Raw genomic sequence first — 10,544 nt, 5'->3', positions numbered from 1 at the left:
ACAACTTCAGACCTCACCAGGCCCTCGGCGGCAAAACCCCCAAGGACTTCGCCACCAACAAAACCATTCGATCAACGAATTAGTGAACTCGCACAGCAATGACGGGAAGGAAGCCGTTCGTTCAAGCTGCGCGCTCAATGCGCCGCAAGATCAGCCTCGACCAGCGCGCGCAGCTCGGCCGTCACACTCGGACGCTGACCGAACCACAATTCAAAGCCGCGCACCGCCTGGTGCAGCAACATGCCGAGACCGTCGGCGGTGCGTAGCCCGCGGGCGCGCGCCGCGCGCAGCAATTCGGTCTCGAGCGGCACATAGACCAGATCGGCCACCACGGCGTTAGCCGGCAGCGCGGCGAGATCGATCTCGAGCGGCGGCTGGCCCTTCATGCCGAGCGAAGTGGTGTTGACCAACAGCCCGGCCTGCGCGGCCGCGGCCGGAATGTCATCCCACGGCGTCGGCACCACGTCACCCTTGAACTGATCGGCGACCACCCGCGCGCGCTCCAGCGTGCGATTGGCGAGTCGCACGCGCTTGACGCCGCGCTCCAGCAGCCCAAACACCACCGCGCGCGACGAGCCGCCGGCGCCCAGCACCAGCGCTTCCTCGGCCGCGTCCCAGCCCGGCGCGCAGGCGTCGAGATTGTTGATGAAGCCTTCGATATCGGTGTTGGTGGAGCGCAGCGTATCGCCGTCATACCACAGCGTATTGGCCGCTCCGACCGCGCGGGCGCGTTCGTCCGGCGTGGTCAGTTGCAGCGCGCGCTCCTTATGCGGAATGGTGACATTGGCGCCGCGATAGCCATGCGCGGCCAGATGCAGCACGAATTCGCCAAATCCCTCCGGCGGCACCGCCTCGATACTGTAGCCGCCCTCGATGCCGAGCGTGCGCAGCCAAAAATGATGGATGATCGGCGAACGCGAATGCGCGGCCGGCCAGCCGATCAGACAGGCGGCAGCGGCTTGCTGGGTCATCGCGGGGTCCTTTCGTCGGTAGGCTATCGGGCTGGCGGGTGCTACGGCTCGGCGCCAGGCGGCGGGCCCGGCTCGCGCAGCCGCACGCCGCGGCCGCCATCCTCGCTGCGGGCGTGCTCGCCGATCAATTCGACGCCGGCACGGTTCAGCGCCTCCACCACTTTGGTGAGCGAGTCGACCACGCCGCGCACATTGCCGCTGCTGGCCTCCATGCGCTGGATGGTCGGCACCGAAACCCCGGCCAGCTCAGCAAGCTGGCGCTGGTCAATGCCGAGCAGCGCACGCGCGGCGCGCAACTGAAACGAGGTGATCACGAGGGATATCCAGCAACACAGGCCATGGCAGCACCATCTGGGCACAAACATAAACGGCTTCGGTGATGTATGAAACATCACCGAAGCCGGCTTTGTGAAATTGTCGCCCGTTAGGCGGCAGCAGGCCGATTGGCCGCGACGATTTGGTCGGCCAGACGCCCGGTCACTTCCGCCATACGGTCAAAAGTCCGGGTGAAGCTGCCGGCACCTGCGGTCGCCGAGCGCAGCTCGACGATCAGATCGCCGATTTCGGCCTCCGGCATCATGGCCCGCACCGTATCCCAGCCCGACCAGCCCTCACGGGTGTCGAAGCTGAGGATCTGTCCGCGCCGTCCCGACAGGATGGCGTTGACCTTGGCGGTCGCCTCGGTCGGACACACGATCTCAACGGTATGGATCGGCTCCAGCAGCACCGGCTGGCACTGCGGCAACGCTTCGCTGATGCCGATGCGGCCGGCGGTTCGGAACGCCATGTCCGAGGAGTCGACGGTGTGGAACGAGCCGTCGACCAGCGTCACGGTGAGATCGACCACCGGGAAACCGAGCGGGCCCTTGGCCAAGCCGTCCTTGACGCCTTCCTCAACTGCCGGGATGTAGTTGCGCGGCACCGCGCCACCGACCACCCGTTCGCCGAAGGTGAAGCCGCTGCCACGCGGCATCGGCGCGATCTCCAGCACCACATCGCCGAACTGGCCATGGCCACCGGACTGCTTCTTGTGCCGGCCGCGCTGGGTGACCGACTTGCGGATGGTCTCCTTATAGCCGATCGACGGCTGGTGCGACTTGACCGCGACGCCATAGCGCTCCTGCAACCGCTCCTGCGCGACCCGCAGGTGCATCTCACCCTGGCCCCACAGCACGATGTCGTGGGTCTGGGCGTTGTGGATGATGGTGAGCGAGGGATCTTCCTCGTTCAGCCGCAACAGCGCCTGGCCGAGCTTGACGTCGTCCTTGCGGTCGGCGGCGGACAGCGCCATCGCCAGCACCGGCGGCGCCGGCAGCACCTCCACCAGCTTGGCCGGCATGGCCTTGCCGTTCGACAGCGTGTCGCCGGTCTTGACCGCGTCGAGCTTGCCGAACGCGACCAGATCGCCGGGACCGGCCTGTTGCCGCTTGGTGTCGGAACCACTGATCAGCGCGTGAATGCCGGAGATCTTGCCGGCTTCGCCGCTGGAGGCATGAATCGCGTCACCATCACGGAACTGACCGTTCAGCACGCGGGCCAGCGACAGCTTGCCACCGTGCTGCAGATGCGATGTCTTGAACACATAGGCCGAGGCATCGCTGCCGGTGGCGCCAAGACGCGAGGCGGTTTCGGCAACATCGGGCGCTTCGTGGCGCAGCGCCTTGAGCAGCCGCGACACGCCGTTCTCTCGCACTGCCGAACCGAGCAGCACCGGACAGATCAAGCCCTCACGCAATTCGCGCGACAGATCGTCAAACACCGCATCACGCGGCGGCGCGACGTCTTCCAGCAATTGCTCCATCAGCGCGTCGTCGTGATCGGCGAGCCGCTCCAGCATGGAGAAGCGCGCTTCCTTCTCGCGGTCGCGATCGCCGCCGCCGAGATCGATCACTTCCGAGGCCATGTGTTCGCGATAAACGAAGGCTCGTTCCAGCGCGAGGTCAACGTAACCGGCGATCAGATCGCCATTCCAGATCGGGATCTGGCGCAGCACCAGCGGAATCCGCGAAGCGGGCTGCAAGGTGTTGAGTGCTTCGGTGACGCGGGCGTCGGCCTTGTCGATCTTGTTGAGAAACAGGAATCTGGGAATCCCGAGGTCTTCCAGCTCACGCAGGATGATCTGCAGTTGCGGCAGCTTGCGCTCGTCGGCTTCGCAGACGACGACGGCAGCATCGACCGCCGGCAGCGCCGCGTGCATGTCATGCGCGAATTCGATGGAGCCTGGGCAATCGATGAAAGTGTAACTTTCACCCATGAAGGTGGTAGTCGCAGCGGTCAGTGCAACGCCCATCTTGTGCTGACGGGCCTCCGGACTGGAATCGCCGAACGAGGTCCCGGCGTCGACGCTGCCGGCGCGCGCGATGGCGCCAGTGCGAGCCAGGATAGCTTCAAGCAGTGTGGTTTTTCCGCTTTGGAAAGGGCCCACCAGTGCGATGCACCGTGGACCGCGGGGACTTCTCATGGTCTGTCCCATCGCCGCCTCCGGGGTTGGAGCTCGGCCCTTGATTGGGTCGGCGATGGGATCGTTTCAGGGGCCTTGAATATTGGCAAGCGGGAAATCATCAACCGCGCGCAGCAAGGCTTGAGCAAGATCAAGGACAGCGGACTCCCGCTGCAACGCACAGCAGGAGTCCGCTTCGACTGAACTAATTGCTAACGACCCGGCCGCAGTTCCAGACCTTCGAGCCCGACCGCGACGTTGAAACCGGTCTGGCCCTGCAGACTGAGCGGCTGCAGCGAAATCACATTGTCCGAACCACCAACCAGCACATTGGCACCGACGCCAACGCCCACCGCAGCCGAGCCTTGCGCTCCCGCGTAGTTACCTGCCAGCGCTCCCGGCCCGAGCCGTTCGACCGGCGCGAATACGGCCCAGGCGAGACCGGTCTCCTGGGTGATGCCGATATCAAGCCCCACCTTGCGGATGGTGGCAACATAGGGTTCATCCGGACGTCCTTCGCTGCGCAGCAGGCAGCCGAGATGGGTCACCGAGCCGACGATGAAGCCCACACTGGCTCCGCCGCGACATTCCAACACGCCGATCTTGACGCGCGACTGCTGTGCCTCGGCGCTACCGATGGCAAGCGCGGCGGCAGCGATTCCGAGCAGAAGCGAAAAGCGGCTCATAGCAAGTCTCCGGTTTGTACAAAGGGAGGGAAGACGGTGACTGGACGGCCCCGATACCAGCCTGTGCCGATAGACCGGCCGATCCAGGCGTAACCCCGACAGGTCGTTGCCCCCGGCTGATCAGCCGCTCGAACGGGAAAATCCCGACAAAGCACCAACTGATGGCACCGCGCGCAACGACGGACGAACGCAGCACCGCACCCGCCGGCGCGCGAATGCCGACGGTGTGCACGCATCTACGCACAGCAACCGCAAATCTACAATGTCACCGCGATGACACCGGCGCGCACGGCAGGCGCGCAACAAAAAGCCGCACTCGAGAGGCCGCCCCCGCAAGACCGCACATGAGAGACAGCCATAAAAAAGGGCCCGCGTGAGCGGGCCCTTCAGAACAGCGGCGAGGCCGCCGGAGCTTAGTGATGCCGGCGATGACGGCGCGGCTGCTCAACCGGGTGCAGCTGCAGATTGGCAATGCCAGCGGCAACGTTGACGCCGGTCTGGCCCTGCAGGCTGAGCGGCTGCAGCGAGATCGCGTTGGACGAACCGCCAACCAGCACGTTGGCACCCGCGCCGACGCCGAACGACGCATTGGCGCCGACGCCGCCGTAGCTGCCGGTCAGATCACCATGACCGACGCGACGGGTCGGGGCATACACCGCCCAGGCCAGGCCGGTCTGCTGGGTGATGCCGAGATCAACGCCGAAGCGCTGCACGGTGGCAACGTAGGGCTCGGGCCGACGGCCCTGGCTCTGGAACACGCACTGCAGCTGGGTCACCGACCCGACCACAAAGCCGACGTTCTGGCCGCCGGTGCACTCGAGCACACCGACCTTGAGCTGCTGCTGAGCGTTGGCAGTCGCGAACGAAGCGACCAGCGCCGCAGCGGCGATGCCGAACAGTCTTGAGAAACGCATCACGATAGTCTCCGCATTGACATTTTTAGGACGCAGGAACAGGACGCAAGCCTCGTGTTCAAAACATGGCAGGGTCGCCACTTTTTGGCACAAAGGCGTTGCTATCCAGACCTATCTGAGATTAGCGCAGAAGCGCTGAATACGCTTGCACGCTTCCTCGAGATCGGACGTCTTGGTGGCGTAGGAGATTCGGAACGCCGGACCAAGCCCGAACGCCGAACCATGCACCACCGCAACGCCTTCGGCTTCCAAGAGCTCGGTGACGAAATCCTCGTCATTCTCGATCTTCTTGCCCGAAGGCGCGGTCTTGCCGATGGTGCCGGCGCAGGACGGATAGACGTAGAACGCGCCTTCCGGACAGGGGCAGTTGATGCCATTGGCCTGATTGAGCATGGCCACCACCAGATCGCGGCGTTCCTTGAACACCTTGTTGTGGTTGGCGATGAAATCCTGGGGCCCGTTGAGCGCTTCCACAGCGGCCCATTGCGCGATCGAGCACGGATTCGAGGTCGACTGCGACTGAATGGTGGTCATCGCCTTGATGAGCTGCACCGGGCCGGCGGCATAGCCGATCCGCCAGCCAGTCATGCAATAGGCCTTTGAGACGCCGTTCACCGTCAGGGTGCGGTCGAACAGCTTGGGCTCGACCTGCGCCGGGGTGGTGAAGACGAAGCCGTCATAGACCAAATGCTCATACATATCGTCGGTCATGACCCAGACATGCGGATGCTTAAGCAGCACGTCGGTCAGCGCCTTCAGCTCGGCCTCGGTGTAGGCCGCGCCGGTCGGGTTGGACGGCGAATTGAGGATCACCCACTTGGTCTTCGGGGTGATGGCGGCCTCCAGCGCCGCCGGCTGCAGCTTGAAGCCGAACTCGGCGCTGCAAACCACTGGCACTGGCTCGCCGCCGGCCAGCGCCACCATCTCCGGATAGCTGACCCAATACGGCGCCGGGATGATCACCTCGTCGCCCGGATTGAGGGTCGCCATCAGCGCGTTGTACAGTACCTGCTTGCCGCCGGTGCCGACGATCACCTGATTGGGCTGATAGGTCAGGCCGTTCTCGCGCTTGAACTTGTCGACGATCGCCTGCTTCAGCTCCGGAATGCCGTCGACTGCGGTGTATTTGGTCTTGCCGGCCTCAACGGCGCGGATCGCCGCCAGCTTGATATTGGCCGGGGTGTCAAAATCGGGCTCACCGGCGCCGAGGCCAATGACGTTGCGACCTGCCGCTTTCAACTGCCGCGCTTTGTCCGACACCGCGATGGTCGCGGACGGCTTTACACGGTCAAGCGCGGTAGACAGGAATGGCATCGTCATCTCCTTGCATGCGTCGAGAACCAGTCGTTTCGCAGGCTCTCGCTGGCGGGAACGGCGCACACTATGCTGCGTCCCGCTGCGCTGCAAGAAGCATAGTCCGCATTGCTGGAAGCCTGTCTTGCACAGCCCGCAGACCGGGCCAGGCTCGCCTGCGCGGCGGTGGCTCGAGCCGCTGCCAGCCCCCTTCGCACCGATCGCCACCATCGCCGGTCACGCGCCGCGCCCCACCAACCGCCGCGTGAGATGACCAAGGTTGAGCGGCCTTTGTCAGGCAACCCGGCACGTCAGGCTTACCGCCTCCGTTGCATCACGGAATTGCGCAACAGAATTATGCTGCATAGTCGGCTCACCAGAGCTTTTCGACCTTTTCCGAATACCGGGACTTGCGGCCTGCGATGCGCGACATCATTGTCAAATCGTGAACCGATCAAGCACATCCACACAGAGTAGCGACGGAACCAAGCGGCGCAGATGTACAAACTTTACTCGATGCAACGGTCCGGCAATAGCTACAAGGTCCGCCTCGCGCTGGCGTTGCTTGGCGTGCCGTATCAAGCGATTGAGGTCGACATTCTGAGCGGCGAAAGCCGCACGCCGGAATTTTTGTCGAAGAATCCGTCGGGCCAGGTGCCGCTGCTCGAAGTGGAAGACGGCCGCTACCTCGCCGAATCGAACGCCATTTTGTGGTACGTCACCGTCGGCACCTCGCTGGCTCCGGCCTCGCGAATCGAGCGCGCCGAAGCGCTGCAATGGATGTTCTTCGAACAGCACGCACTCGAGCCCAATATCGGTGCCGCCTATTTCTGGCTGTCGCTGGTGAAGGGCGGCCGCGATCTGCAAACCCACGCGCTGGAAGACTGGATGGAGCGCGGCTACGCGGCGCTGCAGGTGATGGAAAATCACCTCAAGACCAACGCTTATTTCGCCGCGGGGCAACTGACGATCGCGGATATCGCGCTGTTCGGCTACACCCACGTCGCCAATCAGTGCGATTTCGATCTCGACGCCTTCCCCGCGATCGGCGCTTGGCTGCGCCGCGTGCAGCAGACGCCGGGCTTTATTTCGATGGCGTGCCGGCCGCAGACCGCGCGCAGCAGCACCGACGCGATCGCGTCGGCGTGAATCCGCGTCGCGTGAATGTGCATCATCGGTAAACAGCGGGCATAACCCGTTATATTTCCATCATTTCGACACTATTGGCGCGATCAGCGCCGCATTTGCGCCTTGGACAAATGCGACACAGTTTCAACCGCGGCGATTCGCCGGGGATTGAGAGGGCTTGACCATGACCCCGACGCCGGGCCGGGAAGCCGGCTTTCGCAGCCGCATAGCGGCCACCGCCTCCTCTCGCCTGATCCACGCCGTCGTGGCATCGTTGGCGTTCGCATCACTATGGCTGTCGGCGATCGTGGTGATGACCCTGGCCACGGCCCAGCACTCGCTGGCGTTGCCGCTGTAAGGCCGCTGAGCGCCACGCATCCGAACGGCCCCCGCGCTCCAGCGTTGTGAGCGTGAGGAGGACCGCGATGTTCCCCAGCAACCATCTCCACCAATCGCGGGCGCGCTGCGTCGCGCTCGCCGTGCTGTTGCTGTTGCTGTTGCTGCCTGCCGCGGGCCGGACCGCCGAACAGCAGTTCCCGTCCTCGGCCGGCACTTTAGCGGTGCGCACCGTGGCGTCCGGGCTCGAACATCCCTGGGGCCTGGCGTTTCTACCCGACGGCCGCATGTTGGTTACCGAGCGTCCCGGCCGGCTGCGGATCATCACCCAAGACGGCGAACGATCTGCGCCGCTGCCCGGCGTGCCGGAGGTGTGGGCGTCGGGCCAGGGCGGGCTGCTCGACATCGCGCTCGACCGCGATTTTGCGCAGAACGCTACGCTGTACGTCTGCTTTGCCGAGCGCGACGGCCGCGGCGGCCGCACCGCGCTGGCGCGGGCTCGGTTGATCGACGGCCCACCCCCAAAACTCGATCAGCTCAAGGTGATCTTCCGCCAGCAGGGCCCGCTATCGTCCGGGCTGCATTATGGCTGCCGGATCGCGCAAGCGCCGGATGGCCATCTGTTCCTGGCGCTCGGCGATCATTTTGCGTTTCGCGACGAGGCGCAGAACCTTGGCAATCATCTCGGCAAGCTGGTGCGCATCACGCCCGATGGCACCGCGCCCAGCGACAATCCCTTTATCGGCCGCAGCAACGCGATGCCGGAGATTTGGAGCTACGGTCACCGCAATGTGCAGAGCCTGGCGTTCAACCCGTTCAGCGGCGCGTTGTGGGAGATCGAGCACGGCCCGCGCGGCGGCGATGAGGTCAACATCATTGGCCGGGGCAAGAACTATGGCTGGCCGGTGATCGGCTTTGGCATCGATTATTCCGGCGCCAAGATTCACGAGGCCACCGCCAAGCCGGGCATGGAACAGCCGATCAAAGTCTGGGTGCCGTCGATCGCGCCGTCCGGCATGGCGTTCTATCGCGGCACGCTGTTTCCGGAATGGCGCGGCAGCCTGTTCACCGGTGCGCTCGCCGCGCAACTGCTGGTGCGGCTCACGCTCGACGGCGACCGCGTCACCGGCGAGGAGCGACTGCTGGCGACGCTCGGCGAGCGGATTCGCGACGTTCGCGAAGGCCCGGACGGCGCGCTGTGGCTACTCACCGACGCTCAGAACGGCCGATTGCTGCGGGTGGCACCGGCCGGCCACTGAGCGCTCAGCTCCACTTGTGGAAGATGAAGAACGCGCCGAGCGCGATCAGCGCAAAGCCAACGCCATGATTCCAGCTGATCGGCTCCTTGAGATACAGCGCCGAAAACCCCGCGAACACGATCAGCGTGATCACCTCCTGCAGCGTCTTGAGCTGGGCCGCCGAATAGACCGCGCTGCCCCAGCGATTGGCCGGCACCGCCAGCCAATATTCAAAGAACGCAATGCCCCAGCTCGCCATGATGGCGACCGGCAGTGCGGTGCTCTTGTATTTGAGGTGCCCGTACCAGGCGAAAGTCATGAACACATTGGAGGCAAACAACAGCAGGATCGGCAATACAGTGGGCGGAATCAATTGCGACATCGGGTTCCTTTCGAGGCAATCAATCAGCGGCAATCAATCAAGGGCGGCGCGCAGCGGTACCATCCATCACAGCGTCATGGCCGCGTAACAATGCCTGGCTAGACAGCGCAAGCGTTGAGATCGCATCCGCGTTCGGCTGCACGGACAGACCTTGCCGGCCGAGCGCATGTTTTGATCTGAGCAGGCGTTTCCGCTAAGGTGCCGCTCTGCACCAAGCAGCCTCGCCTGGCCGTAGGGGACGAAAGACGGCGTCATGATTCGCTTTCCCTTCATCCTGCTCGCTCTCACCCTTCTCACTTTGCTGCTGCTGCCATTCCAACTGATCGCCTTGGCGTTCAATCTGCGGATGCAGCGCTCCATCCCGCATCTGTTCCACCGCGTGCTGTGCAAGGTGGTCGGCATCCGGATTCGCGAAGTCGGGCAGCGCTGCCGGCAGGCGCCGGCGCTGATCCTCGCCAATCACGTGTCCTGGCTCGACATCTGCGTGATCTCGGCGCTCGGTCCGGTGGTGTTCATCTCCAAGAGCGAGGTGGCGCGCTGGCCGGTGTTCGGCTGGCTCGCCAAATTGCAGCGCACGATCTTCATCGACCGCCAGGCCCGGCATCGCACCGGCGCCGCCACCGAGGAGATCGGCGACCGGCTGCTCACCGGCGACGCGGTGGTGCTGTTTGCCGAGGGCACTTCCAGCGATGGCATCCGGATTCTGCCGTTCCGCTCGGCTTTGATCGGCGCCGTGCATCACGCGCTCGGCAAGTCCGACCACCACAGCGCCATCACCGTGCAACCGATGTCGCTCGCTTATGTGAAATTCAGCGGGCTGCCGATCGGACGGGCGCTGCGCGAGCGCGTTGCCTGGTATGGCGATGTCGATCTGATCCCGCATTTCATCGGCGTGCTCGCCTCCGGCGCGATCGACGTCACCGTGAGCTGGGGCGAGCCGATTCCGTACGATATGCAAGCCGACCGCAAGCAGATCGCGCGGCGCGCCGAAACCGAGGTACGGCGCCTGACCGGCGCCGCGTTGCGCGCCGGTGCCACCGGCAGCACGGCGGCCGCTGGCCAGGAACTGCCGCACTCGCAGCCGCTGCCCGCCTGACGACGCCGGCCTGACGCCGCCCCTGCCCAAGGTGCATTCTGTCGCGCCGTGCCCGCCTTG

At 64.6% G+C, this 10,544-nt stretch carries 11 protein-coding genes; 4 read left to right on the top strand and 7 right to left on the bottom strand.

What is annotated here, in order from left to right:
- Nucleotides 1-134 precede the first annotated feature (134 nt).
- From BJ122_RS17615 to BJ122_RS17590, 6 genes are all read right to left on the bottom strand, one after another.
- Nucleotides 135-971 (bottom strand): shikimate dehydrogenase, encoded by an 837-nt coding sequence (locus BJ122_RS17615; RefSeq protein ID WP_110782523.1) that lies wholly within the window; start codon nt 969-971, stop codon nt 135-137.
- A 41-nt stretch (nt 972-1,012) separates the two neighbouring features.
- Nucleotides 1,013-1,285 (bottom strand): helix-turn-helix domain-containing protein, encoded by a 273-nt coding sequence (locus BJ122_RS17610; protein WP_027276374.1) that lies wholly within the window; start codon nt 1,283-1,285, stop codon nt 1,013-1,015.
- Between the two features lie 110 nt (nt 1,286-1,395).
- Nucleotides 1,396-3,444 carry an elongation factor G gene (locus BJ122_RS17605; RefSeq protein ID WP_110782521.1) on the bottom strand — a complete coding sequence of 683 codons (2,049 nt, stop codon included), beginning with the start codon at nt 3,442-3,444 and terminating at the stop codon, nt 1,396-1,398.
- 179 nt (nt 3,445-3,623) lie between these two features.
- Nucleotides 3,624-4,097, bottom strand: a complete 474-nt coding sequence (locus tag BJ122_RS17600; RefSeq protein ID WP_110782519.1) for a DUF992 domain-containing protein — start codon at nt 4,095-4,097, stop codon at nt 3,624-3,626.
- 413 nt (nt 4,098-4,510) lie between these two features.
- Nucleotides 4,511-5,011, bottom strand: a complete 501-nt coding sequence (locus BJ122_RS17595) for a DUF992 domain-containing protein (RefSeq protein ID WP_027276371.1) — start codon at nt 5,009-5,011, stop codon at nt 4,511-4,513.
- A gap of 111 nt (nt 5,012-5,122) precedes the next feature.
- Nucleotides 5,123-6,325: a pyridoxal phosphate-dependent aminotransferase gene (locus BJ122_RS17590; protein WP_110782528.1), complete on the bottom strand. Its 1,203-nt coding sequence runs from the start codon at nt 6,323-6,325 to the stop codon at nt 5,123-5,125.
- Between the two features lie 477 nt (nt 6,326-6,802).
- Here BJ122_RS17590 and BJ122_RS17585 point away from each other — a divergent pair, with 477 nt between their 5' ends.
- From BJ122_RS17585 to BJ122_RS17580, 3 genes are all read left to right on the top strand, one after another.
- Nucleotides 6,803-7,453 carry a glutathione S-transferase family protein gene (locus BJ122_RS17585; RefSeq protein ID WP_110782517.1) on the top strand — a complete coding sequence of 217 codons (651 nt, stop codon included), beginning with the start codon at nt 6,803-6,805 and terminating at the stop codon, nt 7,451-7,453.
- A 163-nt stretch (nt 7,454-7,616) separates the two neighbouring features.
- Nucleotides 7,617-7,790 (top strand): hypothetical protein, encoded by a 174-nt coding sequence (locus tag BJ122_RS19085; RefSeq protein ID WP_210205472.1) that lies wholly within the window; start codon nt 7,617-7,619, stop codon nt 7,788-7,790.
- A 67-nt stretch (nt 7,791-7,857) separates the two neighbouring features.
- The gene (locus tag BJ122_RS17580) at nt 7,858-9,027 is read left to right on the top strand and encodes a PQQ-dependent sugar dehydrogenase (RefSeq protein ID WP_110782515.1); all 1,170 of its coding nucleotides are present in this window, start codon (nt 7,858-7,860) and stop codon (nt 9,025-9,027) included.
- Between the two features lie 4 nt (nt 9,028-9,031).
- Here BJ122_RS17580 and BJ122_RS17575 read toward each other — a convergent pair whose 3' ends face one another.
- The gene (locus BJ122_RS17575) at nt 9,032-9,388 is read right to left on the bottom strand and encodes a DMT family protein (protein ID WP_110782513.1); all 357 of its coding nucleotides are present in this window, start codon (nt 9,386-9,388) and stop codon (nt 9,032-9,034) included.
- Nucleotides 9,389-9,641: 253 nt separating this feature from the next.
- Between BJ122_RS17575 and olsA the strand changes: the two genes are divergently transcribed.
- Entirely contained in the window at nt 9,642-10,484 is an 843-nt protein-coding gene (gene olsA, locus BJ122_RS17570) for a lyso-ornithine lipid O-acyltransferase (protein WP_110782511.1), read from the top strand.
- Nucleotides 10,485-10,544: the final 60 nt, after the last annotated feature.

Source organism: Rhodopseudomonas faecalis (assembly GCF_003217325.1).
Taxonomy (GTDB): Bacteria; Pseudomonadota; Alphaproteobacteria; order Rhizobiales; family Xanthobacteraceae; genus Rhodopseudomonas; species Rhodopseudomonas faecalis.
The sequence above is the reverse complement of the archived record's forward strand: the minus strand, read 5'-3'. Positions and strand labels throughout refer to the sequence as shown.

Coding starts and splice junctions, on each gene's coding strand:
- BJ122_RS17575 (WP_110782513.1), bottom strand. CDS start 9,388: ATGTCGCAATTGATTCCGCCCACTGTATTGCCGATCCTGCTGTTGTTT.
- olsA (WP_110782511.1), top strand. CDS start 9,642: ATGATTCGCTTTCCCTTCATCCTGCTCGCTCTCACCCTTCTCACTTTG.
- BJ122_RS17590 (WP_110782528.1), bottom strand. CDS start 6,325: ATGCCATTCCTGTCTACCGCGCTTGACCGTGTAAAGCCGTCCGCGACC.
- BJ122_RS17580 (WP_110782515.1), top strand. CDS start 7,858: ATGTTCCCCAGCAACCATCTCCACCAATCGCGGGCGCGCTGCGTCGCG.
- BJ122_RS17585 (WP_110782517.1), top strand. CDS start 6,803: ATGTACAAACTTTACTCGATGCAACGGTCCGGCAATAGCTACAAGGTC.
- BJ122_RS17595 (WP_027276371.1), bottom strand. CDS start 5,011: ATGCGTTTCTCAAGACTGTTCGGCATCGCCGCTGCGGCGCTGGTCGCT.
- BJ122_RS17600 (WP_110782519.1), bottom strand. CDS start 4,097: ATGAGCCGCTTTTCGCTTCTGCTCGGAATCGCTGCCGCCGCGCTTGCC.
- BJ122_RS19085 (WP_210205472.1), top strand. CDS start 7,617: ATGACCCCGACGCCGGGCCGGGAAGCCGGCTTTCGCAGCCGCATAGCG.
- BJ122_RS17605 (WP_110782521.1), bottom strand. CDS start 3,444: ATGGGACAGACCATGAGAAGTCCCCGCGGTCCACGGTGCATCGCACTG.
- BJ122_RS17615 (WP_110782523.1), bottom strand. CDS start 971: ATGACCCAGCAAGCCGCTGCCGCCTGTCTGATCGGCTGGCCGGCCGCG.